Annotated in this window: 24 protein-coding genes; 10 read left to right on the top strand and 14 right to left on the bottom strand. The window is 56.9% G+C overall.

The genetic code is table 11. The annotated features are described in order from the left end of the window. The first annotated feature begins 11 nt into the window (after positions 1 to 11). Positions 12 to 779, top strand: coding sequence for an HAD family phosphatase (locus tag DW133_RS05350; protein WP_118275608.1), 768 nt, complete (start codon positions 12 to 14; stop codon positions 777 to 779). Here the strand turns inward: DW133_RS05350 and DW133_RS05345 are convergent. Beyond that, complete coding sequence (locus DW133_RS05345; RefSeq protein WP_118275607.1) at positions 776 to 5,230, bottom strand: acyl-CoA dehydratase activase; 4,455 nt, start codon at positions 5,228 to 5,230, stop codon at positions 776 to 778. The genes DW133_RS05350 and DW133_RS05345 overlap by 4 nt on opposite strands. 382 nt (positions 5,231 to 5,612) lie before the next feature. After that, on the bottom strand, positions 5,613 to 5,876 hold the full coding sequence (rpsT, locus tag DW133_RS05340; RefSeq protein WP_118275606.1) for a 30S ribosomal protein S20: 264 nt from the start codon (positions 5,874 to 5,876) through the stop codon (positions 5,613 to 5,615). Between the two features lie 332 nt (positions 5,877 to 6,208). Between rpsT and murJ the strand changes: the two genes are divergently transcribed. Both murJ and DW133_RS05330 read left to right on the top strand, forming a co-directional pair. Beyond that, a complete protein-coding gene (gene murJ, locus DW133_RS05335; protein WP_118275605.1) occupies positions 6,209 to 7,753 on the top strand; it encodes a murein biosynthesis integral membrane protein MurJ in 1,545 nt (514 codons plus the stop codon). Positions 7,754 to 7,779: 26 nt separating this feature from the next. Continuing rightward, positions 7,780 to 8,367 carry a macro domain-containing protein gene (locus DW133_RS05330; RefSeq protein WP_199588804.1) on the top strand — a complete coding sequence of 196 codons (588 nt, stop codon included), beginning with the start codon at positions 7,780 to 7,782 and terminating at the stop codon, positions 8,365 to 8,367. Between the two features lie 66 nt (positions 8,368 to 8,433). Here the strand turns inward: DW133_RS05330 and hypE are convergent, their stop codons facing one another. From hypE to DW133_RS05275, 11 genes are all read right to left on the bottom strand, one after another. After that, positions 8,434 to 9,480, bottom strand: coding sequence for a hydrogenase expression/formation protein HypE (hypE, locus tag DW133_RS05325; RefSeq protein ID WP_118275604.1), 1,047 nt, complete (start codon positions 9,478 to 9,480; stop codon positions 8,434 to 8,436). Positions 9,481 to 9,509: 29 nt separating this feature from the next. Then, entirely contained in the window at positions 9,510 to 10,628 is a 1,119-nt protein-coding gene (gene hypD, locus DW133_RS05320; protein ID WP_118275603.1) for a hydrogenase formation protein HypD, read from the bottom strand. Between the two features lie 17 nt (positions 10,629 to 10,645). Then, positions 10,646 to 10,885, bottom strand: a complete 240-nt coding sequence (locus tag DW133_RS05315; RefSeq protein WP_118275638.1) for a HypC/HybG/HupF family hydrogenase formation chaperone — start codon at positions 10,883 to 10,885, stop codon at positions 10,646 to 10,648. Positions 10,886 to 10,903: 18 nt separating this feature from the next. After that, entirely contained in the window at positions 10,904 to 13,243 is a 2,340-nt protein-coding gene (gene hypF, locus DW133_RS05310) for a carbamoyltransferase HypF (protein WP_118275602.1), read from the bottom strand. Positions 13,244 to 13,255: 12 nt separating this feature from the next. After that, the gene (gene hypB, locus DW133_RS05305) at positions 13,256 to 14,044 is read right to left on the bottom strand and encodes a hydrogenase nickel incorporation protein HypB (RefSeq protein WP_118275601.1); all 789 of its coding nucleotides are present in this window, start codon (positions 14,042 to 14,044) and stop codon (positions 13,256 to 13,258) included. A gap of 37 nt (positions 14,045 to 14,081) precedes the next feature. After that, positions 14,082 to 14,435 carry a hydrogenase maturation nickel metallochaperone HypA gene (locus tag DW133_RS05300; RefSeq protein WP_118275600.1) on the bottom strand — a complete coding sequence of 118 codons (354 nt, stop codon included), beginning with the start codon at positions 14,433 to 14,435 and terminating at the stop codon, positions 14,082 to 14,084. A 4-nt stretch (positions 14,436 to 14,439) separates the two neighbouring features. Then, positions 14,440 to 15,558, bottom strand: coding sequence for a hypothetical protein (locus DW133_RS05295; protein ID WP_118275599.1), 1,119 nt, complete (start codon positions 15,556 to 15,558; stop codon positions 14,440 to 14,442). After that, positions 15,555 to 16,382 (bottom strand): [NiFe]-hydrogenase assembly chaperone HybE, encoded by an 828-nt coding sequence (gene hybE / locus DW133_RS05290; RefSeq protein WP_118275598.1) that lies wholly within the window; start codon positions 16,380 to 16,382, stop codon positions 15,555 to 15,557. Before hybE ends, DW133_RS05295 begins: the two co-directional genes overlap by 4 nt. 3 nt (positions 16,383 to 16,385) lie before the next feature. Further along, positions 16,386 to 16,640 carry a rubredoxin gene (locus tag DW133_RS05285; RefSeq protein WP_118275597.1) on the bottom strand — a complete coding sequence of 85 codons (255 nt, stop codon included), beginning with the start codon at positions 16,638 to 16,640 and terminating at the stop codon, positions 16,386 to 16,388. Positions 16,641 to 16,667: 27 nt separating this feature from the next. After that, positions 16,668 to 17,474 carry a hydrogenase expression/formation C-terminal domain-containing protein gene (locus DW133_RS05280; RefSeq protein ID WP_118275596.1) on the bottom strand — a complete coding sequence of 269 codons (807 nt, stop codon included), beginning with the start codon at positions 17,472 to 17,474 and terminating at the stop codon, positions 16,668 to 16,670. Between the two features lie 65 nt (positions 17,475 to 17,539). Next, positions 17,540 to 18,010: a hydrogenase expression protein HyaE gene (locus tag DW133_RS05275; protein WP_118275595.1), complete on the bottom strand. Its 471-nt coding sequence runs from the start codon at positions 18,008 to 18,010 to the stop codon at positions 17,540 to 17,542. Between the two features lie 759 nt (positions 18,011 to 18,769). Here DW133_RS05275 and DW133_RS05270 point away from each other — a divergent pair. After that, the gene (locus tag DW133_RS05270; protein ID WP_118275637.1) at positions 18,770 to 19,480 is read left to right on the top strand and encodes a YggS family pyridoxal phosphate-dependent enzyme; all 711 of its coding nucleotides are present in this window, start codon (positions 18,770 to 18,772) and stop codon (positions 19,478 to 19,480) included. Between the two features lie 15 nt (positions 19,481 to 19,495). Beyond that, positions 19,496 to 20,422, top strand: a complete 927-nt coding sequence (yddG, locus tag DW133_RS05265; RefSeq protein ID WP_118275594.1) for an aromatic amino acid DMT transporter YddG — start codon at positions 19,496 to 19,498, stop codon at positions 20,420 to 20,422. Positions 20,423 to 20,484: 62 nt separating this feature from the next. On the opposite strand, the gene ilvD is transcribed toward yddG, so the two are convergent. Next, entirely contained in the window at positions 20,485 to 22,143 is a 1,659-nt protein-coding gene (ilvD, locus tag DW133_RS05260; RefSeq protein ID WP_118275593.1) for a dihydroxy-acid dehydratase, read from the bottom strand. Between the two features lie 423 nt (positions 22,144 to 22,566). Between ilvD and ccmA the strand changes: the two genes are divergently transcribed. The 5 genes from ccmA (at position 22,567) to ccmE (ending at position 25,447) form a co-directional block, all read left to right on the top strand. Continuing rightward, positions 22,567 to 23,259: a cytochrome c biogenesis heme-transporting ATPase CcmA gene (gene ccmA, locus DW133_RS05255; protein ID WP_118275592.1), complete on the top strand. Its 693-nt coding sequence runs from the start codon at positions 22,567 to 22,569 to the stop codon at positions 23,257 to 23,259. Further along, positions 23,252 to 23,920, top strand: a complete 669-nt coding sequence (ccmB, locus tag DW133_RS05250) for a heme exporter protein CcmB (protein WP_118275591.1) — start codon at positions 23,252 to 23,254, stop codon at positions 23,918 to 23,920. The genes ccmA and ccmB overlap by 8 nt, the downstream gene beginning before the upstream one ends. An 18-nt stretch (positions 23,921 to 23,938) precedes the next feature. Beyond that, positions 23,939 to 24,667, top strand: a complete 729-nt coding sequence (ccmC, locus tag DW133_RS05245; protein ID WP_118275590.1) for a heme ABC transporter permease CcmC — start codon at positions 23,939 to 23,941, stop codon at positions 24,665 to 24,667. Positions 24,668 to 24,696: 29 nt separating this feature from the next. Beyond that, on the top strand, positions 24,697 to 24,882 hold the full coding sequence (gene ccmD / locus DW133_RS05240) for a heme exporter protein CcmD (protein WP_118275589.1): 186 nt from the start codon (positions 24,697 to 24,699) through the stop codon (positions 24,880 to 24,882). A gap of 76 nt (positions 24,883 to 24,958) precedes the next feature. Further along, the gene (gene ccmE, locus DW133_RS05235; protein ID WP_118275588.1) at positions 24,959 to 25,447 is read left to right on the top strand and encodes a cytochrome c maturation protein CcmE; all 489 of its coding nucleotides are present in this window, start codon (positions 24,959 to 24,961) and stop codon (positions 25,445 to 25,447) included. The last annotated feature ends 57 nt before the right edge of the window (positions 25,448 to 25,504 follow it).

Genomic DNA, 25,504 nt, shown 5'->3' with positions numbered 1-25,504 from the left:
GCACACATAGAATGTCCGCCGGTATTTCCCTTCTCAGCAAAAGCATCGGCATGATTTCTTCCCGAGACTTCTTACGCGGTAAGTCCGCAGCCATTTTTGATTTTGACGGCACGCTAGGCGACACGATCGACCTCTGGAATAAGGTGGATGTGGAATTGGCGACGGAACTCGGATATCCGGGACTTGATTCGCGCGAGTGTCACGCATTTCGTGAAGCTGCATTGAGGCGGTACAAGAACCAAGAGAATCCTTACCGTTGTTATTGCGGCGACTTTGCCAAGAGAATCGGCTGCTCACTTTCGGCTGAAGAGGTGCATGCGCGCCGCTATCGAATTTCGCGCCGCATGCTGCGGGAGGAAGTGCGTTTGCGTGAGGGCGCAGCAGCTGCGCTAAAGCGCATCAAGAGTCTTGGTTTGAGAATGGCGGTAGCGACGACCACGCGCCGCGCCAACATCGAAATCTACTGCCGACAAAATCAGAACATCCTCGACGAGATTCATCTTAACGAAGTGTTCGAACACTTTGTATGCGCCGAGGACGTGCGCAACATCAAGCCTGATCCCGAGTGCTATCTCAAGGCGATTGACTATCTGGGACTGCCCGCTGAAGCGATCTTTGCTGTAGAGGACACGCTCTCCGGGGTGGAGGCGGCAGTACGAGCAGGCCTTGTCTGCATCGGCATCCGAGAGGAGAATTCGGTGCCGGATGCAGAAGAGATCAAAGCCCGGACGGCGATCTATTTTGACGATTACGCCGCGTTTCTCGCCTGGCTCGGTTAGGCGGAGTGCTTTTGCGGCTCAAAGCCTTCCTGATTGGTGCGGTTCGTGTTGGCGTCTTTAGGAACGACGTGAAGCTTTCCTGAGGCCTTGAGTTGATGCGCTCGCGTCATGAAGAGTTTTAGACGGTTGGAGACATTACTCTCGGCCGTGCCGCCTTCAAAGTCGATGCCGATCAGGTTGGCCTTGGGGTAGCGCGCTCGAAGAGCCGACATTACGCCTCGGCCGGTGATGTGATTGGGAAGACATCCGAACGGCTGCAGACAGACGACGTTGTCCGTACCGGTTGCTAGGAACTCAGCCATTTCAGCGGCCAGAAGCCATCCTTCACCGGCTTGCTGTCCCGGCGAAACCATGCCCTCGACGCGCTTGAGGTAAGCATTCAAGGGAGGCATATGACCGAGCGGGTTGCCTTCGCCCATAGCCGCTTGCGCTACGGAACGTAGTTTTTCCAGGTATCCCAACAGGAAGGAGCTTACGATGGCGCGCAGTTTGGAGCCTTCGGTATGCTGACTCTGCCAGATGGGGTCGGCCAAGCAGTATAGGAAGAATGTGGCCAGGTCGGGCAGCATGGGTTCGGCACCGGCTTCGCGCAGACGATCGGCTGTCGCAAGATTGGCCTTGGGATGGTACTGCAGAAGAATTTCGCCGACGATGCCGACTTTTGGCCGTTGTTTGCCGTCAAGTTCAACGGCGTTAAAGACGTTAACGATTTCTCGGACAGCGTCGTCAAACTCCTCGAGCTTGCCTGTGGCTGCCGCTTTGGCAGCCGTGGGCGTAGCCAGTTTAAGCGCGATGTCTGCACTGCCTTTGACGATTTCTCCGGCCTGCGCATGCAGGTACAGGCGCTGCAATACGTCGCCGAGCACGATCGCCATGGAAAGACGCTTGAGCCCCTTGAGTCCCAGTTTGAGGTGAGCGTGGCCGGTAAGGGCTCGGCCCGAAAGTGTAAGCACCGGAAGATTCGGGAAGCCCTTGTCGCGCAAGGCCCAGTCAAGCAGCGTCGGATAATTGGTAGCGCGGCACGGTCCGCATGTTTGGCTAAAAAGAATCGCGCTTTTTTCAGGTACGAAATCTTCGGCTTCCGTGGCTTCGAGAAGCTGACCAATCGTGACGATGGCCGGGTAACAGGCATCGTTGTTGACGTAGCGCAGGCCCAGCGTGACAGCATGATCGGACACGGTCGGCAGAAGCTTCATCGTGTAGCCGAAGTCCTTGAGAACATGCACCAGAAGCGGAAAATGAATCGGTGCCATCTGAGGAACGTAAAGCGTACGTTCGCGCAATTGCTGCGCAGTGAGGGACTGTCCTCGTTGCTGAGCGGTCGCAAGCTGTTCGGCTTCGGTGGGAGCGGGTTTGAAGAAGCGCGAGAAGAATCTGATCGGAGACTCCTTGACATGAACCTTCGGTTCGACGAAGTCGGGCAGCTCGTCAATCGACTGGGGCGTAACCTCGACGCCGTGCACGGCAAAGAGTGAGCGCAGACGGATGCGGGCAGCGCCCAGCGTATCTGTCTCGTCAATCTTTAGCATCGTGTAGAGCAGCTTATTCTTGTGCGCGATGCGCTTCATCTGTTCGCTTGTGATGGCATCGATGCCGCAACCGAAACTCACCAACTGCACGAGTTCGGTGTCGGGGCGAGAGGCGATGGCTTCAAACGACCGATAGAGTCGGCCGTGGAAAGCCCATTGATTGACAACGTCGAGCGTCTCGCGCTTGCCGGGCAGATCTTGGGCGATGAAGCTCACGGCGTCTTCGGTGAGCACGTGTGCGCCCATCGATTCGATCAAAGTCGGGATGCCGTGATGAATGTAGCTGTCGAGGTGATAGGGATGACCGGCGAGCACAACGACAAAGCCGGGCGCATTCCAGATTTCAAGCGCCTTGGCTTTGATGTCATGACGATAAGCTTTCAGCGCGGCAGAGGCTTTTTCGCAGGCCCTTACAACGTCCTTGTGCTTGAGCTGCGGGAACGCTTCACACAAAGCGCGCGCGACGGTTGAAAACTTTTCGATCGATACAAAGGGCGTCAGGATGCGAGTCTTGGGGGCCGCCGTTTCGAGTGCCAGACGCAGAGCCTCAGGGTAGCCGCCGACGACGGGGCAGGCATAAGAGTCTTCAGCTTCGGCAATGAGTTTTTCTTCCTTGGGAATGCAGGGGAACCAAATGTTCCGCACGCCTTTTTCGGCAAGCGACAGTGCATGACCGTGCGCGATCTTGGCGGGCAGGCACAGCGACTGGGAGGGCACGGTGTCCGAGCCCTTGGCCATGATGGCGGCGGTCGTCGGATCGGACAGAACGACGCGGAAACCGAGTTCGGTGAAAAGGGCGTGCCAATACGGATAGTGCTCCCAGGTATTGAGCACGCGCATAATTCCGATCTCGCCCATGGGGGCAGACTCAAAGGGAAGCACTTCGCCGCTAAAGAGACGCTCGATTTTCCAATCAACAAAGCCCTTATGCTTTTTCTTGCCGCTTCCGAGACTCTTCAGACCGAATTCGCATCGATTGCCGCTCACAAATTTGTTGCCTGACGCAAAGCGATGCAAGGTGAGGGCGCAGCTGTTTGAGCAGCCGCGGCAGCGAAACTCTCGCTTGACGATGTCCGAGGTGTCGAACAGTTCTGCCGAAGGTTCCCACACCGGTGTCTGTTCGTTTGTTCGCTCGCGGGCCAGAAGCGCAGCACCGTAGGCGCCCATAAGCCCCGAAAGCTGCGGACGAATCACCTGCAGACCGGTGTACTTTTCAAAGGCGCGCAGCACGCCATCGTTTAAAAACGTGCCGCCCTGAACAACAACCTTGTCGCCGAGGTCTTCGGGAGAGGAGATGCGTAGCACCTTTTCGAGCGCATTGCGAACGACCGAAATGCATAGGCCGGCGGCAATGTCTTCTGAGCTTGCACCGTCGCGCTGTGCCTCACGCACTTTGGAATTCATAAAGACGGTGCAACGAGACCCTAAATCGACCGGATGCTCGGAGCGAAGCGCCGCCTGAACGAATTCGGGCAAAGTAAGTCCCAGTTGCTTGGAAAAGCTCTCGAGGAAGGCGCCGCACCCTGATGAACAGGCTTCGTTGAGAGCCACGGACGTGATGAGACCGTTTTCGACCTGCAGGCACTTCATGTCCTGACCGCCGATGTCGATTACGAAGGTCACGTCGGGAATAAAGGAACTGGCCGCTTTTTGATGCGCAAGCGTTTCGACTTCTGTCATCGAAGAGCCCAAAGCGGCTGCTGCCAGATCGGCACCATACCCGGTGGTCAGGACCGAGCGGATGCGTGCAGCGACAGGCAGCGACTCCGTGAGTTTCTTCACACGCGGCATGAGCTGCTGAAGTGGAGCGCCCTGATTGCCTTCATACCAGGTGCAGCAGATTTCTCCGTCCGAGGTGATCAGGACGCCCTTTGCAGTGGTGCTCCCAAGGTCGATGCCCAAGAAAAGGTCGCCGCTTGCCTGAGAAAGATCAATTGTGGGGATGCGGGCTTTTGCGTGACGGTAAAGAAACGCGCGGCGCTCGTCCTCGTTGTCAAAAAGCGGTTTTGGTCCGGTGCGTTTGTCCAGGTTGACGGCTTCTCGACCGACGGCATCGATCAGGTTTTCTAGCGTCCAGAGGCGTTCATCGGCGTAAGCGCCCCGAGTTGAACTTTCCAGTGCGGCACCGTGCGCAACGGCGTACTGTGCGTCGGCAAAAAGCTCCAGCTTCACGGAATTGCGGGCAAGGCGCCGAGCAAAGGCTGCGCGCAGTTCGCTCAAAAAGGAGAGCGGACCGCCCAAAAGCGCCACGCGTCCCTGCAGAGGACGACCGCATGACAAGCCGCCCACGGCTTGTTCGGCAACGGCGTCGAAAACGGAACGGGCGATTTCGGACTTGGGGATGCCCGAGTTCAGGAGACCGACCACGTCAGTTTTTGCAAACACGCCGCAGCGGGAGGCAATCGGGTGAGAGGTGGCGGCTTTGCCAGCCAGGCAGTTGAGCTCGTCCAGAGGCAGCCCCAAAGCGGCCGACATTTGATCCAAGAACGCGCCGGTTCCGCCCGCGCATGCTTCGTTCATGCGCAGTTCCTGACTGCCCGTCAAATAGAGAATCTTTGCGTCTTCTCCGCCAAGCTCAATGGCCGCGTCCACCGGATGGCCTTCAGTGTCTTCTGCGGCGGCATTCTGGAGGTATTGAGCGGCGGCAATCACTTCCTGCACGAAGCCGATGCCGAGACGTTCGCTCAGAGAAAGGGCGCCGGAGCCGGTCAGGCGAACCCGCGTGCTCAAATGCGGATAGGCGCGCACCAGATCCTGCAGAAGAGAAATAAGCGTGGGAGTCACGGCACTTGCGTGACGCTGGTAGGCGTGTGCCAGGACGGAGCCGTCGGGACTGAGCAGGACGTACTTGACGGTAGTACTGCCCAGGTCAATACCCAGGCTAAATGTTTCTGAGGAGCCTTCAGGAATATCCGTTGTCATTACAAAACCGATGCAGACAAAACGCTGTCAAAAAGCAGACAAATCCGAGCCTAACAGTTTCGAAAAGCAACGGGGGAACACCTAAAAACTAGGGGAATCCCGCAATGCAATCTCAGCGCTCGCACTTACCGCTTGTCAAAAAAAGGTTAACTCAAATCCAATGCGTTTGCTGCGAGAACAATTTAAATTACGGTTTAATTTTCGGATTTTGAAATTTGCACTTTTGTCGATACGGAGGAACTAAACAGCGGAAAAGAATTGGGAAAAGAAAAACGCACCCGAGGAGCGATCGGATGCGTTTTCTTGTCTAAATGGCTAAACCGCTGACCTGAGGGAATCAGGCGTTTTAGCGTAGGAGCCTTCCGGCTCAGTGCCTAGAGAATTAGGCGAGCGCCTTGATGGCAGCAGACAGGCGGCTCTTGTGACGAGCAGCAGCGTTCGTGTGAAGAACGCCCTTGCGGCACATGGAGTCGATCACGCTCTGGGCGTTCTTGAAAGCTTCCTGAGCAGCGGCCTTATCGCCGGCGAGGATGAACTTGCGAACGCGCTTGATAGCGGTACGGTACTGGCTGCGCTGAGCAGAGAGGTGCTGATTGCGGGCAAGGGCCTGACGGGCGCGCTTGCGGGCTTGGTTGGTATTGGCCATTTAGTTTTGAATTCCTGAAAGTGGATGCCGCGGTTTCCGGATTCACGTCAACGAGCGCAAGCCTGTGCTTTTGCTTTCCAGACGAGCCCGTTTGCAGCTCGGCATCTGGCCGAAATCGGCCGGGTCTAAGTTTTACTACAATGTTGCTTTCTGCGCTTCGAATGACTCGCCGCTGCAACTCTGCGTCGAATTCGCCCGAAAGCAGAAAACGCGGCATTGTATCAAATCAGAAAGACCGATACAAGCACTTGAGCATGGAAAAATTTCTTTTGCAAAGAAAGGCCTAGCCGCCGCGCAGTAATCTCAACTTTTTGTCTGACTCACCGCTTCTCATGTCTTTACTCAAGTCGGCGGCCACGGTTTCCGTCTTCACGCTGTTGTCGCGCATCACCGGTCTGATCCGCGATATGCTGATCGCGCGTTATTTCGGCGTTTCGGCTGCAACCGACGCTTTTTACGTTGCTTTCCGGATCCCGAACATGCTGCGCCGCCTGTTCGCAGAAGGAGCATTCAGTCAGGCGTTTGTACCGATGCTCTCGCAGGTAAAGGAGCAGCAGCCCGAAGATGAGCAGAAGACTTTCATCAGCGATGTGTTTTCGCTTTTGGGGTGCGCCGTTTTTCTCGCAAGTCTGCTTGGCATCGCTTTTGCTCCGGTGGTGGTTTGGCTCATCGCCTCTGGCTTCAAGAACACACCGGAAACGTTTGATCTGGCCGTCTTTCTGACCCGCTGCATGTTTCCCTACATCATTTTCATGAGTCTCGTGTCGTTTGCCGCGGCCGTGCTCAATACATGGAAACACTTCGCGATTCCGGCCTTTACGCCCGTGCTTCTGAACGTGAGCTTCATCTGCTGCACGCTCTTTTTGATCCAGTATTTTTCCGTTCCGATCTATACGCTCGCTTTCGCTGTGATATTGGGGGGCGTCCTGCAGCTGTCCATGCAGTTTTTCGCGTTAAAGCGCATCGGCTGCTTTCCGCGCCTTGCAAGCCCCCGAAAGGCGCTTAAAAACGCCAACGTGCGACAGGTTTTGAAACTGATGGTTCCCGCTGTGGTGGGCGTGAGCGTGGCTCCGATTTCGATACTGATCAATACCAACATTGCCTCGCATCTGCAAAAGGGGGCCGTGACGTGGCTCAACTATGCCGACCGTCTGATGGAGTTTCCAACGGCGCTTCTCGGTGTGGCGCTCGGTAGCGTGTTGCTGCCGAGTCTTTCGGCCGCTTTTAACCGCGGGGAACTCGAGCGCTACAACCGGCTGCTCGATCGCGGCCTAAAACTTGTTTTTCTGCTGGCCATTCCTGCGGCCGCCGGTCTGGGTTTTCTCGCCGAAGGTCTCGCCGCGGTGCTGTTCCAGGGTAAAAACTTTTCAGCGGTCGACGTGTCGATGACCGCCATCGCCATTGAGGGCTATGCGGTAGGGCTGCTCGGTCTCATCTCGATCAAGATCCTGGCGCCGGCCTTCTATTCTCGCAAGGACATCAAGACGCCGGTCAAAGGCGCCATTGCTTCGCTCATCGTCGTGCAGTGCTGCAACTTTGTGACGGTCCCGGCGTTCGGGCACGCAGGCCTGGCGCTGTCTGTGGGGCTGGGGTCGGTTTTCAATGCGTTGGTGCTCTTTACACTTCTTAAAAAGCGCGGCTGGTACGCACCCGGCAGCGGTTGGCTTGTCTATGTGCTTCGTGTTTTGGCGGCGAGCGTTGCGATGATCGCTTTCCTTTTCTGGATTCAAACCGGTCTTGATTGGTCGGCCATGCAGGCTCAGTGGCTGCACCGACTAGTTCTAGTGGCGGGTGTCATTCTTGGCGCGGCTGTGACATACTTTGCAGTACTTGCCGTTTTGGGTTGGCGCGCGCGTGAGTTGCGCGGCGCCGACTAGTTATTTTCGCGAAAGAATACAACGACATGATTCCCATATCCGAGGCTTTGCGCAGCCGCTTGCGTGTCATAAAAGCGGACATCACGACGCTTACCGTTGATGCCATTGTCAATTCGGCCGACGCAGATCTCACCGGAGGCGGTGAAGTCGACAAGGCGATTCACAAGGCTGCCGGTCCCGAGCTTCGCAAAGCCTGCCGTACCTATGTGCTCGAGCAAGGCCGTTGCTTTGCCGGTGGCGCCTCCCTTACCGAATCCTTCAATTTGCCGTGCCGTTTCGTCATTCATGCCGTGGGGCCCACCTGGGTCGGAGGCGGCGACGGCGAAGTGGCGCTTCTGGCTCGCGCCTATGCACGCAGCTTTGAATTGGCCCGTTTACACGGCGCTCACACCATCGCGTTCCCGGCCATTGCAACCGGCCAATACGGTTTTCCTAAGCCTACGGCCGCCGCTGTCGCCCTTACCGTGGCAGTTCAGGTGCTTGAGCTCGAACCCCAGTTTGAATCGGTGACGTTCTGCACGTATGACGACGATACGCGCCAGATCTACGAAGCGCTGATCGAAGAGGGGTACCAGAACTACCTTCATCAGGGCAAACAAAGACCGCCCGCTTAACAAACAAAGTCAAAAAAGGCTGCCGTTGCATAAAAAATCGGCAGCCTTTTTTACGCTCTATACGCTTTAGCAGATGCGCGGTAACGGATCGGAGTTGAGCCAGTCGACAAGACGTTTGCCGCCGATGGCCGTCCGCATGCTCACAAGCCCGGGCTGCTCGGCTGTCACATGACCGATCACTGCAGCGTTTTCACCGTACTTGCAGGCGCGAATGATGGAGAGTGCCTCTTGGGAGGCATTTTCTTCCACGATCACGATCAGCTTGCCTTCATTGGCGATGTATAAGGGATCAAGTCCTAGGAATTCGCAGGCCGAAGCGACAGCCGGATGAATCGGTACGGCTTCTTCGTCGATTTCAATGCTCACTTGACTTTGCGCGGCAATTTCATTGAGCGTGGTGGCAAGTCCCCCACGCGTCGGGTCGCGCAGGACATGCACGCGTTCGCCTAAGGCGCTCAAGAGCGCTTCGGTTATTCTGTTTAAGGGCGCTGTGTCGCTTTGTACCTGCGCTTCAAATCCGAGTCCTTCGCGTTGCGAAAGAATCGTGATGCCGTGGTCACCCATCGTGCCCGTCACGAGAACAATGTCGCCGGGCTTTGCCGCCCTACCGCTTACACAGGTGCCGGGAATTTTTTCGCCTAGGCCGGACGTCGAAATGAAGAGGCCGTCGCCGTGGCCTTTTTCTACGACTTTCGTGTCGCCCGTGACGATGCTCACGCCGGCTTCAAGAGCGGCTTGCGCCATGGAGTTGACGACGTCGACTAACGTTTTAACGGCCAGACCTTCCTCGATGATGAAGCTTGCGGACAAATACAGGGGTTTGGCGCCGCACACGGCCACGTCGTTGACCGTGCCGCAGACGGCGAGCCGTCCGATGTCGCCACCCGCAAAAAAGAGGGGATGCACGACGTGTGCGTCGCAGCTCATGACGGGCTCTCCCTTGAGCGCCGGCATTACAGCGCCGTCGTGGGCTTGCGCAAGATAGGTGTTGCGAAAGGCCTTGGCAAAGACTTCGTCGATGAGCTGTGCCGTGGCTCTGCCGCCTGCGCCGTGCGTCATGTCGATGATGCCGTGCTTGATGTCGATCGGACGGATGTAGTTTTCCTTGGCCATGACTTTGGTGTTCCTTGAATTTTGTTCCGTTATGAAATGCGCCGAGATTCGTAGGAGAAGTAGGCGGCGCAGGCGCCCTCGCTTGAGACCATACAGGCGCCGATCGGATGAATGGGCGTGCAGACGGTGCCGAAGGCCTTGCAGTCGCGCGGCTCTTTTTCGCCGCGTAGAATGGCGCCGCATTCGCAAGCCTTGTTGTCGGGGACGTCGTGTTCAATGAGCCCGAACCGTTTTTCGGCGTCAAAAGCTGCGTAAGCCGGAGAGAGCGCGAGCGCACTTGCGGGTAATCGCCCCAAGCCGCGCCAAGCAAAACTGTCGCGCAGCACAAACGTTTCGGAAATGAGAGAGAGCGCGATTCGGTTGCCTTCCGTGGGTACGGCGCGCGAAAACTCGTTTTCCACCTGGGATTTGCCGGCATTGGTTTGCCGTACGAGCATCAGGATGGACAACAGCATATCCAAAGGCTCAAAGCCGCAGATGACAACCGGAATCTTCCACTCGTCGACAAATTTCCGGTAGGGCTCTTCGCCGATGACGGCAGAAACGTGAGCCGGTCCGACGATGCCGTCGATGAAGGGCTTGGCGTCCTTTCCGTGCGAGAGCATGATGTGGCGCATGGCCGCCGGCGTGATGACGTGAGAACAGACAACCGAGAAGTTTCCGACGTTTTGCGCCCTGGCCGCTTTAAGCACCAATGCCGTGGGCGGTGTGGTGGTTTCAAATCCGATCGCAAAAAAGACCACCTGACGGTCGGGATTTTCTTGCGCAAGCTTGAGTGCGTCCGAGGGCGAATAGACCATGCGCACATCGGCCCCCTGCGCCTTGGCCTTAAATAGCGTTTTACCGCCCGAGCCCGGTACGCGCATCATGTCGGCGTAAGTGCAAAGCGTCACGCCCTTGTTTAACGCGAGGTCAAGGGCCATGTCGACACGGCCGATCGGCAGCACGCACACCGGACAGCCAGGTCCGTGAATCATGCGGATATTGGCAGGCAGAAGATCGGTGAGTCCCCAACGCGCCAGCACATGCGTATGACCACCGCAAAACTCCATGTAGCGGTATTGACGCGTGGGATCGACCTCGGTGCGAATGCGATCGGCCAGTGCAAGGGCTTCATCCTTGCTGCGAAATTCGGCGGTGTACTGCATTGCATAGCCTCCCGAGATCAAGACGCCGCCATGGCGTCGGAACCCAGATTGCCGGCGGTGCGCATCGCCGCAAGCGTTTCCTGTGCTTTTAACGGATCTATACGCTGCAGGGCATAGCCTACGTGCACCACCACCCAGTCTCCGGGAACGACTTCGGGCGTGAGCGTGACGTCAATTTGTTTTTTGACGCCCGACATTTCAGCGACGGCGAGCGTGCCGTCAAGCGAGATGATTTGTGCGGGTACTGCTAGGCACATGACATTGCTTCCTTTCATTCAATGGGTAGCGGCATCGAGTCGTTGGCGCGCTACGGCGCACTGGCCGAAGCTGATGGCTCCGTCTCCGGGCGGCAATAGGCTCGGCAAGTATGTTCGATACCCCATCTGCCGCAGACGTCGACTGAGGTCTGCGGCGACAAATCGATTGAGAAACGTTCCGCCTGAAAGACACACGGTAGCTCCGGCAGGGAAACATTCGGCTGCGAGCTTCGCCATCCCGGCGCTGAATGCGGCATGAAAGCGCATCGAAATCGCCTGGGGCGTTCGGCCCTCAAGACGCATGGCAAAGAGGCGCTGTAGGAGAGCGGTGACCTGAAGAACATTCAAGCCTGACTCTTGCGTCACAACAAAATCGTCCTCTTCGTAGGAGGCGTCTGCAAAATCGCCGCCTGCGGCCTCCAAGAGCATCGCGGCCTGAGCTTCATCGCTTTGTTCGTCGCAGAGTCCGGCAATAGCGCTTACGGCGTCAAAAAGGCGACCTGCCGAACTCGTTGTCGAGGTCAGACGCGGATTGGAGGCAAGCGACAACATTGCAGCGACGGGGCGTTGTGGCCAAAGGGCGATCGCGGCACGGCGGCACTCGGCAGTGAGGGCAGCGGCAACGGCCATGCGCCATGGTTCCCGAGCGGCGGCGTCGCCTCCTGGAAGGGGTAGGTTTTGCAGGTGCCCCAAACGCTCAAAGGTGCCGTTGCTTTGGCAAAACAGTGCTTCGCATCCCCAGGCACGACCGTCAGTACCGAGTCCTACGCCGTCGAGCGACAAGCCGTAGACGTCGCCTTCGAGTCCATACTCAAAGGCAACCGCCATCGTGTGGGCGTGGTGATGCTGGACTTCGAACAAGGCAATCTTTCGCTCGGCGGCGATTTCTCTAGCCAGACGCGAAGCGTAAAAATCCGGGTGCAGATCGCAGGCTACGGCTTGTGTCGGGTGTGTTTCCAGAATGTCTTCAAAGTGCAGAAGAGCATCCTTGAGCGCATTGCAGGAGGCGACATTTTTGGTGTCGCCGATGTGGGCTGTGACGAACACTTCCTGTCCGCGGCCGAGCGCGGCGGTTGCTTTAAGTGAGGCTCCGGTGGCGGCGATGCCCGTCATGTCGCAATGTGTTTTGACGGCTAGCGGCGTATAGCCGCGTGCGCGGCGAACGAGTCGAGCGGCTCCGTCAACGACGCGCACCACGGAGTCATCGCAACGGCAGACGATCTCGCGATCGTGTGTGAGAATGGCGTCGGCGATGCCGTTGAGGCGCTCGCAAGCTTCTTTCGTATGAATCACCAAAGGTTCGCCCGAAGGGTTGGCTGAGGTCATCACGAGAGCGTCTTCGGAAGCTGCGTCAAGCCAACGGGGATCCGAGGGAAGTCCCGCCAACGCATGAAAAAGCAACAGATGAACCGGCGTGTAGGCGGTCATGAGCCCGATCTCATTTAGGTCGTCGGCGACATGGATAAACGCATTTCGGCAGCGTTCGGTCTTGCGCGCCAGAACAATGGGCCGAGCAGGCGAGTTCAGAAGTTCGATTTCAATGTCGTTGAAATCACCCCAGAGCCGCGCGCTGGCTGCATTGGTTGTCATCACCGCCAGAGGTTTGGCCTCACGGGCTTTGCGTTGACGCAAGCGGAAGACGGCATTCGCGTTGTGCGCATCGACAGCCAGATGAAATCCGCCCAGACCCTTGACGGCAACGATCTTTCCCTCCTTGATCATCTTTGCGGCGGCTACAACGGGGTCGTTGCAGTCAATGAGGGAGCCCTTCGTGTCGATGAGTCTCAATTGCGGACCGCAGACAGGGCAGGCGTTGGGCTGCGCGTGAAAGCGCCGATCGGCGGGATCGTCGTATTCGTGTCGGCAGTCTGAGCACATGGCAAAAGAGGCCATGGAAGTCATGGGACGGTCGTAGGGGATGCTGCGCGTGATCGTAAAGCGAGGACCGCAGTGCGTGCAATTGGTAAAGGCGTAGCGCCAGCGTCGGTTGCCGGGCGTAAACATTTCAATCGCGCAGGCACGGCAGGTGGCGGCGTCGGGTGTCACCATTGTGTGTGCCGTTCCTTGACGGCTTGCCGTGATCACGAAGTCTGTGGACCCCAGCGCAGGGTTCGTTTGTACGAGTTCCACGGAGTCAATCCGTGCGAGCGGTGCCTCGTCGCGTACGGTCTTGCGAAGTTCTTCTTCGAAACGATCGAGAACATCAACGTCGCCTTCGAGTATGGTGCCGACCCCTTCGGCATCGTTCCAGACCTCACCGGTGAGTTTGAGGGCGTGCGCCACGCGCCAGAGCGTCGGCCGAAAGCCCACGCCCTGCACAAGGCCCGTGATCCGGTAGGTGCGCCGCTCCATGGTCATGACTATCTCGTATTAGAGCTGAGCGATCATCAGGTTGGCCTTAAGCCATGCCCACCACTTTTCCAGCCCTTCACCCGTCGTTGCCGAGACTCGAAGCGAACGGATCGAGGGGTTGACACGACGTGCGTACTCTTCGCACTTGTCCATGTCGAAGTTGACGTAGGGGACGAGGTCAACCTTGTTGATGATCATCAGGTCTGCTGCAGCAAACATGTCCGGGTACTTGAGCGGCTTGTCGGCGCCTTCGGTCACTGAAATTACCACCACCTTGTGCGCTTCGCCCAAATCAAATTCCGCCGGGCACACCAGATTGCCGACGTTTTCGATCAAGACGAGGCTGTTTTCGACAGGTTCGTGCGCGCTCAAAGCCATCTTGACCTGTTCAGCATCGAGGTGGCAGCCCTTGCCGGTGTTGATCTGAATGGCCGCAGCACCCGTAGCGCGGATGCGGTTGGCGTCATTGTCGGTTTGCTGATCGCCTTCAATGACGAGAATTTCGGGGGAGTCGGCCGGTTTGGCACGTACTGTGGCGCACAGAAGTTCCGTTTTGCCCGAGCCCGGTGAACTCACGAAATTGAGCGCGAGGATCTTTTTGGCGGCAAACAGAGCGCGGTTTTCATCGGCAATCGCGTTGTTGCGGGCAAGAATGTCCTGCTCAACGCTGACGGTGCGGCTGTGCGTATGTCCGTGAGCGTGATTGTGGTCATGGTCGCCGTGGTCGTGCGTATGTGTCACGACATTGCCGTTTTCATCGATATGCGTATGGCTGTGAGGATTGCCGCAGCCGCAGGTGGTGCACATGGAAAACTCCTTAAAACGATTAAATGGCGTTGCCTATTTAGGTCTCGTCAAAGCTCAGTTCCAGACTGTCGACCTTGAGTTCATGCCCTTTGACGGGCATGAGCTGATAGCCGCCGCACGAGGGACAAGGATCGCCGTGTCGGTGCAGAGCTACGTTTTTGGCACATTTCATGCACCAGGCTTCACCTGCAACCCGGTTGATCACGAGTTTGGACTCGTCGGCGAGCGTGCCTCGGGTCACTGAATCCCAAGCAAAGAGAAGCGCTTGGATTTCAATGCCCGCGAGCTCGCCGATGCTCACTGTGACGGAAGTCACTTTGGCTTGCGGTTCGTTAACGAGGGTTGACTTAACGGCCGAGAGAATGCCTTCTGCAATGGAGACCTCGTGCATGGCTTTACTCCGTGTCGCTTGTATCGTTGTGGAAGCGAATTTGATAGGGAACGCACGGGTCGATGGCAGTCACGATCCAGGCTGCATCGCGCCGCCACTGATCCTGCGTACTGAACTCGATCATCGAAAGTGCCTGCTCGGCGCAACTGCCGGATGCGAAGTTCCACTCGGTCGGAGCAATAGTCTTGACGCCGGCAATCATGCCGTTTTCAACGATGACACGAACGATCAGGGAGCCGCGGGCGGTTTGTACATGCGCGAGCCCTGTGTGGGGCGCCGTTTGTGCGGCCAGCACTGTCCATTGCGGGGCGCGGCGCACTTTCCAGTAGTTCATGAGATCGATGAGACGCGCGACGAACTGAGCACGAATGCCGCAGCCGTATTGCTCCGCGATTTCATCAAGCAACGGCTGATTTTCGCAGCGACCGAGAGCGCCTGTCTGATGTGCTGTTCCGTTGATGAGTGGACAACTGACAGAAATGTCGCCCGAAACCCATGCCTCAATCGTTTCAAGAGAACAGCGAGGGTTGAGCATGGCAACCGAGGTATGCCGGCGGCAAGGCACGGTTTCCCATAGTTGAGCGTACAGGCGGCTAGCGGCCGTGGCGCCGTGCATCATCCAGGCTTCGAAGTCGGGCAGGGACTGCAGGGCTTCAAACTGATCGGGCGAAGACCCCGTCACAAAAGTCTGAATGGCCGGACCGATGGCTTCATCGAGACGATCGAAATCAGGTTCTTCTTTGGAGAGTTCCACAGTGGCCAGAGCGCGCAACTGACCGAGGCGGCGCACTTCCTCTGCCGGTTTGATGCCTACGGAAACGCAGGCGTCAAACGCGAGAAAGCGCAAGTGCTCGTTGATGATTTCGTAGACCACCTTGCGGGACCGCTGCGGGATTCCCTTTTGCTGTGCCGCGGCCATTGCGCATTCGAAGGCGGCCAGATGCGCCTGAGGGCACAGGGCGTATAGAGACTCGATGAGCGTTTTGGGCAGCGGCGAGTCGGCCGACTGTCCCGTGATGGCGCGGCTGATCTCGCCTTGGCGCGTCGAGCGCGTTGTGACTTTGGGGCGGGCCGGCGACGTAACGTCAACATCAATGAGGACGGAACCTTCTGTGAAACTCATGCTTTTTCCCCGGAAGTGCCGGGCTCAGGAGCGGTTGCATCCTGCGGCGGTTTGTCGGAAGCGCTCGGTCGGCGCTGTTGGTCCAAATCTACAGCAAGCGGCTGTGTGTATCGTCCGAGAAGTTCTCTTCGGGTGAGCTTTTCTTTGATCGGTTCGGGCTGGGGCTCCTGTGGCGAGAGGATGGGGTTTTCGGGCTCAGCTTGCTCTCGGAGCTCTTCGCGGCCGATCAACAGATTCAGACACGTTTGAGCAAAGGCTTTGGCGCTTGCCATATCCTGGAATTCAAAGACCGGGCTTTTCAGAGAAAGACTGCGGTAATGTCCGAGGATACTGTCGGCGCAGGCAACAAAACGGAAGGTTCCGGCGGCAAGTTCAATTTCTTCGATGCCTCCGGCCGGAACAAAACGCCAGCCCTCTCGCAGGGCGGGGGCAAGAATTGCCATGACAGCCCAGGGCGTGACGACAACGCCAATCCAGGCTTGCTTTTGATCAATGTGGATGCGCACGAACGGTGTGGCGGCAACGGAGAGCTTGGCGTTGACGATCGGAAGTCCCGCCATGCGGGTAGCCAGAATTTCCGTAAAGCCCGCTTCAAAGAAGCGTTGCGGGTCGGATGAGAAAATTTTGAGGTTCGTGCCGGCGTGGCGATTCTTCAGAGCCTGCATGCGCGCTTCAAGCGCTTCGGGATGCTCTTTTTCATAGGCACGCATAGCCGCTTCGCGGTCAAAAGGCTTGGGCCGGCGCAGAAAAGAGACCGGAGCCGGGGCGATGTGCTCGAGTCGCGAGCGGTTCTGTTCGGCGCCGTTGGCATCGTTGCGATTCATACACTACTCCGATGCGTCGTCAACGTCCAAAAACGGAATGAAGACATGCTTTCCGTTGCCGCAGTCCGGGCAGGTCCACCAATCGGGCAGATCCTTGAAGGCGGTTCCGGCAGGAGTCTGATTTTCCGGACAGCCTTCCTGAGGATCGTAGACGTACCAGCAGATCTTGCATTGCATCTTGGTGCTGTCGGCGATGCGCGCGTTGCGCTCGGCGTTGAGGCGATCAATGATGTTGAGTCCTGTTGCGATGTCGCTCATGACGCAAAAATCCTTTTCGTTTGCTTTCTAGCCCAGGGCGCCGCGTGCGAGGTCGCGCTCGATCCACTCGATCGTTTCGCGCACGAGCTTGGCGCTGCGCCCCATGTCATCGAGAGAGGCGGGAACTTCGGGCGGAACGTGCGTCACGCACAGACTGTCGAGAAGTACTTTGTGATTGTTGTTGATGATGACCGAGCGCCACAGGCCGCGCACTTTCGTTGAAAAGATGCGGCTTTCGGCAAAGCCCGAAAGCTCGATCGAAACGGGACCTTCGCCGATGCACGTCAAAATGAAGGTGCGGTCGGTGGGCGTGAGCGGCTGGCGCACCATGTCAATCTGGCGCGGCACCGTGTCGGGATCGGTCTTGGAAATGTCGGTTTGCGAGAGTGCGTCGTTGATTTCTCCGAGAATGGCCGGAGCGGCAAAAAGACCGGCCGGAAGCTTTTCCGGGATTTCGATGCGATCGGCCCCGTTCGAGATGGCCGCTTCAATCGAACGCGGAAGCAGAGCGGCAACGAGACTCTTGACTTGTCCGATTTCAAGAAGCCACAGACCGGGGATGGCCGTCTCGCATACTTTGACTTCAGCGTTGTGAAGCGAAATGCGCACTTCGCCCTTGCCGAGAGAATGCAGCAGAAAAGCGGCGCTCTGAGGATCGATTCCGCCAAGGTCGTAGATCCAGTCGGGAGACTTCTGCGTTTCGAAGGCCTGCAGGAATACCTGTTCGAGCTCCTTGAGAACTTTCAGCGACAGGTCGGCGGCGCGTCGTTCGGCGCCTCGATCCAGGTCCGGGCCGTCCCAGCCGGTCTTGCGTTTGAACTTTAATTCGATCATGAAGTGATCCTCTCAGAATTAACCTTGGCGGTTCGGCTTCGTGGTCGTTACCGCCCTCGGTACGATCAGTTTTGAACCGGTGCGATGACGAGCGTCTTCTTATGAGGTTTGGCGCGGGCGGTCAGAATCGCGATGAGTTCGCTCTGGTATTCGCCCCAGGGGCGCAGACCCTCGATGGCGCCCAGCATTTCGCCGCAGCAGTAGACCGCGACGGCCGGCAGTCTGCGGATGCCCAGATGTGTGGCAAGTTCTCTGCCGATGGCGGGCGACGTAAACCAGGCCGCGGCGAGCGTTCCTTCAAAGAGTTTTTTGATTTCGGGGGCAAGCACCGCCATATCGAGCGTTTCCTTGAACATGTTGGGATCGTCAACGATGCATAACAGTCCGAGACCGTTCAAGGATTTCAACAAGTTGACGTCGGCTTTCTCAAGCCACACAAAGTCGCCGGACTTCTTGAGCCGGATAAAGAGCGGATGCTTGTCAGGGTCGATGTGCACGAGCGCTTGCGTGACGGCATTGAGTTTGGTTTTTCCCATAAGAAGCGAAACCCCGACGGTAGAAACAAAGAGCGAAGCGCAACCGGCATAACACGCGATATGAGCTTCGACGGCTACGAACTATTCTCAACGCATTTGGACTCCGATTCAATAATTCAGAAGAATGGTCGGAATTACTTCCCACCTGTTCGAAAGAATTAGTCCTCGAATCAAAAGTGACGTTTTCAAAATAAGTGTCCCGTACATAAGGGTAAACGCTTATAGCGTGCCTCTGGTCGATTTTTGATCCTCAAGGCGGTGTGCCTAATTTTTAGGCACTGTAAAAAGCTACTGATTTTTATGAAAAAAATGACTTTCGTTCACAGTAATTCACAAAACGCGTGAATAAGTGAGCAGGGGTGCGGAAAGACTGATGGCTAGGTGTTAATCGCTTGAATTTAAAAGGAAAAATATAAAGGATCAAAATTTCGCTTGACAAGCTCAATCCGGTTTGCTTGACGGAGGACAGGAAAAAATGCCTGAAAAACGGCCCAAACGCGTCGGAAAGCCGACGGCATCTGCATTGTGGATAACTTAACCTGTTAAAGGCTCCAAATCCCTGAAAATTCAGCGGAAATGTCGCGCTTTTGTTAAGGCAGGCTTCAGCCGGCGGCAACGATGTAATGCAACGCTAAAAGCGAGGAAAATGACAGACCTCAATGCCGTCGGATTCGCTTTGGAGGAACTTTTTGCGCTACGCTTGCAAGCACTGAGCGGCCGATGGCCGCGGATGTGCGCACACAGAGGTTTGAAAGGAAAATGACGCAACGAGATCAGGAAATTGCAGAACGACTGGCACTGGTCAAGGGGACGCTGTCGCAGGTTTGTACACGAACGCAAAGTTCGGTTGAACTTGTGGCTGTTTCCAAGACGTTTCCTGCCGAGGCCGTACTGGCGGCAGCTCTGGCTGGACAGAGCATTTTCGGCGAAAACTATGCCCAGGAAGGATGTGCCAAGGTCGACTGGTTCAAAGAAAACCATCCGGAATGCAAGCTTGTGTGGCACTTCATCGGACCGCTTCAGGCCAATAAAACCCGCCCGGTGGCCGAACGTTTCGATTGGGTCGACAGCGTTGATCGTATGCGTATCGCTAAACGGCTTAACGATCAGCGGCCCGAAGGTTTGCCGCCCCTTAATGTTCTCATTGAAGTCAACATCAGTGGCCAGCAGAGCAAAAGCGGCGTCATGCCCGAGGAACTCCAAGCCGTGGCAAGGGAAATCGCCAAGCTGCCTCGACTCAAGCTGCGCGGGTTGATGGCCATTCCGGAGCCTGCTGAGGAAGATGAAGCGGTTCGTAGTCCTTTGCGTGCCATGAAGGCTCTGTTTGACGCTTATAAGGACGAATTCGGCTGGGATACGCTCTCGATGGGCATGAGCGCCGATATGGTGCAGGCCGTGGAAGAGGGGGCCACGATGGTTCGTGTTGGAAGCGCCATTTTCGGCGAACGACACTATCCGGCAAAGGCCTAACGAAAAGCGTTTTCTATGCTCAAAGTCAGTTCGCTTACGAGCACACAAGCAACGTTGGTCGGGCTTTTTGCGCCGATTTGCTGGGGAATGTCCGTGAGCCTTGTGCGAGGCATTGCCGAAGGTTTCGGAATGGCCCAAGGACAGTTTTTCCTCTACTGTGTGGCAACAACCTGCGTTTTTTTTATCGTGGGCTTGCCCGACTTTCATCGTATCGACAAGCGATATCTCTATTTCGGCATACCGACGGCCAATCTGAGCTCCCTGACTTTCTGTTTGGCCATCTTTACTTCGAGCGGCGGCGCGCAGACGATGGAAGTAGGTATGGTCAACTATTTGTGGCCGTCACTCACAATTCTCTTTGCCGTGCTCTTTAACGGCGTGCGTACACGCTGGTGGCTCTATCCGGGACTTCTCGTCGCTTTCGGCGGCATCATCGTGATTCTGAGTGGCGACAAAGGGTTTTCGGTAACTGAATTCGTAGCGCGTTTTGCTGAAAATCCCGTCTCCTATTTGCTTGCACTCGTTGCGGCCGTCACTTGGGCCGGGTACTCGAGTATGACGCGCGCCTGGGGTAAAGGAATAAATCCGTCGACGATTATTTTTGCCGTTGACACGCTTGTGTTTCTCGTTTTGTGGCTTCTTGACATCGGAGCGCAGCCGGTTGCCGCAAGTGCGCATGGCCTCATGAGCGTGATTTTTGGCGGCATCGCTGTCGGCATGGCATATGTCGTCTGGACGCTTGGCATGAGCAAAGGAAACATCACCGTGCTTGCTGCGGCGTCCTACTTCACGCCGGTGCTGTCTTGCGTTTTTGCGACCTTTTGGATAGGTGCCGAGCTGAATTCAAGTTTTTGGATGGGAGTGGTTTTGGTCGTGGTGGGCTCACTTCTGTGTTGGGACGCTACGGGGCGCGGCATGAAGAAGTTTCGTAAGGCTACCTGAACGAAAAGGCCTTCCGTCGAGAAGAGGACGGAAGGCCTTGCCTATTCAAGCGCGAGCTGACTTTAGCTCAGCACGGCGCCCTTCATGCCGGAACTCACCTGCTTGGCGTAACGCGACAGATAACCCGTCGTTACGCGCGGCTGTCGCGGCTGCCACTGTGCGCGGCGGCGTGCGAGTTCTTCATCGGACACATCAACGCTGATCGCGTTGTTCGGAATGTCGATCGTGATGATGTCGCCTTCTTTGATCAGAGCGATCGGACCGCCCACGGCGGCTTCCGGAGAAACGTGGCCGATGGCTGCACCGCGGGTGGCACCCGAGAAGCGACCGTCGGTGATGAGTGCCACGCAGTGACCCAAACCGGAGCCCATGATGGCCGAGGTCGGGTTGAGCATTTCGCGCATGCCCGGACCACCTTTGGGACCTTCGTAGCGGATCACGACCACTTCGCCTGCGTTGATCTGACCGCCGTAGATGGCGTTCAAAGCGTCTTCTTCACAGTCGAAAACGCGGGCTTTGCCGCTGTGGGTCATCATTTCGGGAGCAACGGCAGCGCGTTTGACCACAGAGCCTTCGGGAGCGAGGTTGCCCTTTAGAACAGCGATGCCGCCTTCCTTGGCGATCGGATTTTCAACCGTATGAATGATTTCCGGGTCGAGAATCTTGGCTCCGGCAATGTTTTCGCCCACTGTCTTTCCGGTTACTGTCAGACAATCAAGATGCAACACGCCGAGTTTGGATACTTCGTTCATCACGGCACGGATGCCGCCGGCTTCATCGAGCTCTTCGATGTAGTGGTTGCCCGCCGGTGCGAGGTGACAAAGATTAGGCGTCTTCTTGCTGATTTCGTTGGCAACCGACAGATCAAGATCGATACCACATTCATGCGCAATGGCAGGCAGATGCAGCATGGAGTTGGTGGAGCACCCCAGAGCCATGTCGACGGCCAGAGCGTTTAGGAACGCATCCTTTGTCATGATCTGGCGCGGCAACACGTTGTTCTTGACGAGCTCCATGACCTTTAGGCCGCTTTCCTTGGCCAGACGCAGGCGAGCCGAGTGCACGGCCGGAATTGTGCCGTTGCCGGGTAGTGCCATACCGAGCACTTCCGAGAGGCAATTCATCGAATTGGCCGTGAACATGCCAGAGCATGAACCACAGGACGGGCAGGCCTTGTTTTCCAGGTCTTCGAACTGGATCGGCGTGATCTTGCCAGTGCGGAACTGGCTCACCGCTTCGCTGATGTTGGAGTAGGAAACTTTGCGACCTTCGAAGTGACCGGCAAGCATGGCACCGCCCGAAATCACGATGGAAGGGATATTGAGGCGCGCAGCAGCCATCAGGAGACCCGGCACGTTCTTGTCGCAGGCGGCGACGAGCACCAGACCGTCAAAGGGATGGGCTGTTGCCATGGCTTCCGTGCTGTCGCAGATGAGTTCACGGGAAACTAGGGAATACTTCATGCCGACGTGGCCCATGGCCAGACCGTCGCAGACGGCAATGGCGGGGAACACGATGGGAACGCCTCCGCCGAGCGCCACGCCTTGCTTGACGGCGTTGACGATTTTGTCGAGGTTCATGTGCCCGGGCACGATGTCGTTTTGCGAGCTGACGACGCCGATCAGGGGTTTGCCGATTTCAGCATCGCAAAGACCGAGTGCTTTCAAAAGGCTGCGTTGAGGGGCGGCATTGATGCCTTTGGTAAGCGGATCACTTCTCATGGCTATCCTTTCTTTTTTTTGAGTACGGCTGCCTGTGGTGGACGAGGCAGAAGTGCAATGACCATCAATTGCGCAGGCGGTGCAAACGAGTCCGCAGGCTCGAGTACACCGCGATTTTTTGATTTTATTGCCGAGTCATTGATTTTCGAAATAAGCAAGATTGCCTAGAAAACGGTCAATGGCGCAGTAAAGCTCGAAAAATCGAGTTTCTTACGTGCCCGGCGCTTAATCCTAAGACTGCGTTAATCGGCCGAAATTAAACTCGCCAAAGACTAAAAAAGACGTATTCCCGAGCCTGTAGCCGCTCTGAATGCAAGGTGCGGACGGAAACGATCCGCAGCCCGACGCCCGATCAGCGTCAGGGTTTTGTTTCGGAGGTAAGGTTCGGCGGATGACTTCCAATTGGACAGATAAATCAAACCCATGACCCAAACAACCGAGGCCGTGTGCCTGAAAGCCGACGCACTCGAATTGGAGCGCGGCGAAAGGCTGCTTTTTACCGGGCTTACCTTTGAAGCTCCCGCCGGTACGCTGGTGCGACTGGCCGGTGCCAACGGCACGGGTAAAACTTCCCTGCTACGTCTTCTCACCGGTCTCATGCAGCCCGACGCGGGCGAAATTCTTTACAAGGGCGAGCCGATCCGCACGCTCAAAGAGGACTACTACAAGGACCTCGTTTACATCGGGCACTTGAACGGAGTAAAAGACGACCTTTCAGCCATCGAAAACGTGCGCATTGCCGCTCGCATGGGCAACATCATTGCCAAAAACGAAGAGCTCGTTGATGCGCTCGAAAAGGTGGGTTTGGGCGACTTTATTGAGCACACGACCGGAGAACTCTCTCAGGGCCAGCGCCGTCGCGTTGCGCTTGCGCGTCTGTTCGTGAGTCTCAGCAAGCCTGTCTGGGTTCTGGATGAGCCCTTCACGGCGCTTGATGTGGCTAGTGTCGCAAACCTTGCCGCGGCTGTAGCCGAACACGTGAAGGCGGGCGGCATCGTGATCTATACGACGCACCAGGAAGTGGAAATGAACCTGCCGCCCGAACGGATGAAGACCGTTGACGTTTCGTCCTTTGCACCGGGCAAGCGTGTTCGCGGGGAGGGGCAACATGCTTAATCTGTTTCTTGCCGTTGTTCGCCGCGATCTGATGCTCGCGCTGCGTCAGAAAAGTGACATCATTCAGACGCTTTTTTTCTTTGCCGTGGTGATCACGCTTGTGCCGCTAGGCGTCGGCGCTGAACAAAACTTGCTTCGTACCATGGCTCCCGGCGTGGTGTGGGTGGCCGCGCTTCTGGCCGCTCTCCTGTCGTTGCCGCGAATCTTTGCATTGGATCACGCCGACGGCACGCTCGAGCAGATGGTGATTTCGGCCGAGCCACTCACGATCATCGTCCTGGCAAAGGTTTTTGCGCATTGGCTCACCACCGGCGTTCCGATTACGGTCTTTACGGCGCTCTTCGGCGTGATGTTCGATCTGCCGCTCGACCAGTGCGTGGTGCTGATGGTTTCGCTGCTGCTGGGCACGCCCGTGCTCAGTCTGGTGGGGGCGATCGGCGCGGCTCTGACCTTGGGGCTTCGCGCGGGCAGCGTGCTCACGAGCCTTTTGGTTTTGCCGCTTTACATTCCGGTGCTCATTTTCGGTGCCGGCGCGACGGTGCAGGTGGCCATCAGCGTTTCGCCCACGGCCTACCTCATGGTGACGGCGGCTCTGTCGCTTTTGGCATTGGCGGCGGCGCCCTTTGCCATCGCCGCAAGTCTTCGCATTTCGATTCAATAACAGGAAACGGGAGAACACATGCGTTCGCTCTTTGATCCCCAGGGCTTTTACTTCTTCGCCGGAAAGACGATCAAGCCGCTGTTTGCGCTTGCGGCCGTGATTGCTGCCGTCGCACTTTATCTGGGCTTTTTTGTCTGTCCGATTGATGCCACGCAGGGTAACTCTTACCGCATCATCTTCATTCATGTTTCCTCGGCCTGGATGAGTATGCTCATCTACGTGCTGATGGCGGTGTTTTCCGCTTTCGCGCTGGCGACCAACAACCGCATGTGCTCGATCTTTGCCGCGGCCATGGCGCCCACGGGTGCCTTCATGTGCTTCCTTGCGCTTTTCTCGGGCGCCGTCTGGGGCCGTCCGACCTGGGGGGCATACTGGGTCTGGGATGCTCGTCTTACGAGTGAACTGATTCTGCTCTTCCTTTATCTTGGCTTTTTGGCTCTTCAGAGTTCCATTGCCGACATCAAGCGCGCCGATAAGGCTTGCGCACTGATCGCTCTCGTGGGTGTGGTCAACGTGCCTATCATCTACTTCTCCGTGCGCTGGTGGAACACGCTGCATCAGGGCGCTTCCATCACTTCACGCGGTAGCTCCATTGCGACCATCATGCTCGTGACGCTGTTGCTGATGGTTGCTGCGTTCTGGCTCTACAGTCTGGCGGCAACCTTTGCCCGCACCCGCACCATTATTCTTGAGCGCGAACGCCGTGAAGCCTGGGCACAGGAAGCGGCCATCAAGGGTGAAATTTAATTCGAGCAACCGACACAAGGAATACGAAAATGGATTGGTCTTCTTTCTCGCATTTTCTTCACATGGACGGTCACGGCGCTTACGTCTGGGCTGCCTACGGTATGTGCGCGCTCTTGCTCGTAATCGAACTTTTCGGACTGCGCAATCGCCGCGCGAAAGCCGCTCAGCGTCTGACGCGCGAAGCCCGTGCTCTTCGCAGTACGCGTGAAATCTGATTTTTGACTAACAAACATTGAACAACAGCGCCGGCCTGACTCAAAGCAAAACCGGCCGCTTTAGGAGGGAACGGATATGGCTAATGCCGCAACTAAACGACTCGCACTGATTGGCGGAGCCGTTGCCGTGGTCGGCGTCGGCGTCTACCTGATGCTCTCGGCATTCAACGACAACCTGGTGTTCTTCTACTCGCCCATGCAGGTCGCCGCCAAGGAAGCCCCGCAGGGACGTACGTTCCGCATGGGCGGCATGGTTGAAGAAGGGTCCGTGAAGCGCCTGCCCGACGGCGTGACCGTTACGTTCGGCATCACCGACACGGCTGCCGTGATCCCGACGGAATACAAGGGTATCCTTCCCGACCTCTTCAAGGAAGGCAAGGGCGTGGTGGCCCAGGGAAAGCTCGATGAGCGCGGAGTGTTCGTCGCAAGCGAAGTGCTTGCCAAGCACGATGAAAACTACATGCCTCCCGAAGCTCAGGAAGCTGTGGACAAGGCTCACGCTGCCATGAAGACCTTCGACGAAAAGGGCAGCAAGGAAGCGGCTGCCCAGGCTGCGAAAAAGTAAATGTTCGGTTGATCCGAACGAATGGATTTCGGCGTCTCGCGTCTGCTTAACGCGGGC

Origin of the sequence: Sutterella sp. AM11-39, from assembly GCF_003472385.1 — a bacterium.
GTDB lineage: Bacteria > Pseudomonadota > Gammaproteobacteria > Burkholderiales > Burkholderiaceae_F > Duodenibacillus > Duodenibacillus intestinigallinarum.
Note: the sequence above shows the minus strand (reverse complement) of the source record. Positions and strands in the feature narration are given on the sequence as shown.

What these genes read in the sequence shown, in the direction of transcription:
- ccmB (WP_118275591.1), top strand. Translation starts at nt 23,252, where the DNA reads ATGCTTAATCTGTTTCTTGCCGTTGTTCGCCGCGATCTGATGCTCGCG.
- DW133_RS05275 (WP_118275595.1), bottom strand. Translation starts at nt 18,010, where the DNA reads ATGGGAAAAACCAAACTCAATGCCGTCACGCAAGCGCTCGTGCACATC.
- DW133_RS05315 (WP_118275638.1), bottom strand. Translation starts at nt 10,885, where the DNA reads ATGTGCCTAGCAGTACCCGCACAAATCATCTCGCTTGACGGCACGCTC.
- DW133_RS05295 (WP_118275599.1), bottom strand. Translation starts at nt 15,558, where the DNA reads ATGAGTTTCACAGAAGGTTCCGTCCTCATTGATGTTGACGTTACGTCG.
- DW133_RS05300 (WP_118275600.1), bottom strand. Translation starts at nt 14,435, where the DNA reads ATGCACGAGGTCTCCATTGCAGAAGGCATTCTCTCGGCCGTTAAGTCA.
- DW133_RS05280 (WP_118275596.1), bottom strand. Translation starts at nt 17,474, where the DNA reads ATGATCGAATTAAAGTTCAAACGCAAGACCGGCTGGGACGGCCCGGAC.
- ccmC (WP_118275590.1), top strand. Translation starts at nt 23,939, where the DNA reads ATGCGTTCGCTCTTTGATCCCCAGGGCTTTTACTTCTTCGCCGGAAAG.
- hypE (WP_118275604.1), bottom strand. Translation starts at nt 9,480, where the DNA reads ATGGCCAAGGAAAACTACATCCGTCCGATCGACATCAAGCACGGCATC.
- yddG (WP_118275594.1), top strand. Translation starts at nt 19,496, where the DNA reads ATGCTCAAAGTCAGTTCGCTTACGAGCACACAAGCAACGTTGGTCGGG.
- rpsT (WP_118275606.1), bottom strand. Translation starts at nt 5,876, where the DNA reads ATGGCCAATACCAACCAAGCCCGCAAGCGCGCCCGTCAGGCCCTTGCC.
- hypD (WP_118275603.1), bottom strand. Translation starts at nt 10,628, where the DNA reads ATGCAGTACACCGCCGAATTTCGCAGCAAGGATGAAGCCCTTGCACTG.
- ccmE (WP_118275588.1), top strand. Translation starts at nt 24,959, where the DNA reads ATGGCTAATGCCGCAACTAAACGACTCGCACTGATTGGCGGAGCCGTT.
- ccmD (WP_118275589.1), top strand. Translation starts at nt 24,697, where the DNA reads ATGGATTGGTCTTCTTTCTCGCATTTTCTTCACATGGACGGTCACGGC.
- hypF (WP_118275602.1), bottom strand. Translation starts at nt 13,243, where the DNA reads ATGACCATGGAGCGGCGCACCTACCGGATCACGGGCCTTGTGCAGGGC.
- ccmA (WP_118275592.1), top strand. Translation starts at nt 22,567, where the DNA reads ATGACCCAAACAACCGAGGCCGTGTGCCTGAAAGCCGACGCACTCGAA.
- hybE (WP_118275598.1), bottom strand. Translation starts at nt 16,382, where the DNA reads ATGAATCGCAACGATGCCAACGGCGCCGAACAGAACCGCTCGCGACTC.
- murJ (WP_118275605.1), top strand. Translation starts at nt 6,209, where the DNA reads ATGTCTTTACTCAAGTCGGCGGCCACGGTTTCCGTCTTCACGCTGTTG.
- DW133_RS05270 (WP_118275637.1), top strand. Translation starts at nt 18,770, where the DNA reads ATGACGCAACGAGATCAGGAAATTGCAGAACGACTGGCACTGGTCAAG.
- hypB (WP_118275601.1), bottom strand. Translation starts at nt 14,044, where the DNA reads ATGTGCACCACCTGCGGCTGCGGCAATCCTCACAGCCATACGCATATC.
- DW133_RS05330 (WP_199588804.1), top strand. Translation starts at nt 7,780, where the DNA reads ATGATTCCCATATCCGAGGCTTTGCGCAGCCGCTTGCGTGTCATAAAA.
- DW133_RS05285 (WP_118275597.1), bottom strand. Translation starts at nt 16,640, where the DNA reads ATGAGCGACATCGCAACAGGACTCAACATCATTGATCGCCTCAACGCC.
- ilvD (WP_118275593.1), bottom strand. Translation starts at nt 22,143, where the DNA reads ATGAGAAGTGATCCGCTTACCAAAGGCATCAATGCCGCCCCTCAACGC.
- DW133_RS05345 (WP_118275607.1), bottom strand. Translation starts at nt 5,230, where the DNA reads ATGACAACGGATATTCCTGAAGGCTCCTCAGAAACATTTAGCCTGGGT.
- DW133_RS05350 (WP_118275608.1), top strand. Translation starts at nt 12, where the DNA reads ATGTCCGCCGGTATTTCCCTTCTCAGCAAAAGCATCGGCATGATTTCT.